Origin of the sequence: Streptomyces sp. SID3343 (assembly GCF_009865215.1) — a bacterium.
Classification (GTDB): Bacteria; Actinomycetota; Actinomycetes; order Streptomycetales; family Streptomycetaceae; genus Embleya.
This window is the reverse complement of sequence record NZ_WWJX01001067.1, coordinates 1-265: the sequence shown is the minus strand read 5'-3', so window position 1 is coordinate 265 and position 265 is coordinate 1. Positions and strand designations below refer to the sequence as shown.

The window sequence follows — 265 nt, the reverse complement described above, 5'->3', positions numbered from 1 at the left end:
GCAGCGCGGGTGTGGGATGCGCCGCGAGGGCGGCCAGGCGCAGGGTGTGCCGTACCTCGTCCGGGAGTTCGGCGAGCCGGGAGGCGGCCAGATGGATGGCCAGGGTCGGAGCGGGAAGCGCCTCCGGGCGGGCCGTGTCGGCGGGCAGGTCGGCGAGCACCGCCTTCGCCAGGACCGGGTTGCCGCCGGAGAGCCGGTGTACGTGCCCGGCCCACCGGGCGGGCAGTGCCCGCTCGGCGAGCAGCCGGGCGACGTCGTCGATGTC

Annotated in this window: 1 protein-coding gene; it reads right to left on the bottom strand. The window is 77.4% G+C overall.

Annotated elements, in window-relative coordinates; translation table 11 throughout:
- Positions 1 to 265, bottom strand: a 265-nt coding sequence (locus tag GT354_RS33215) for a hypothetical protein (RefSeq protein WP_161360078.1), incomplete at both ends; no start/stop codon positions are given.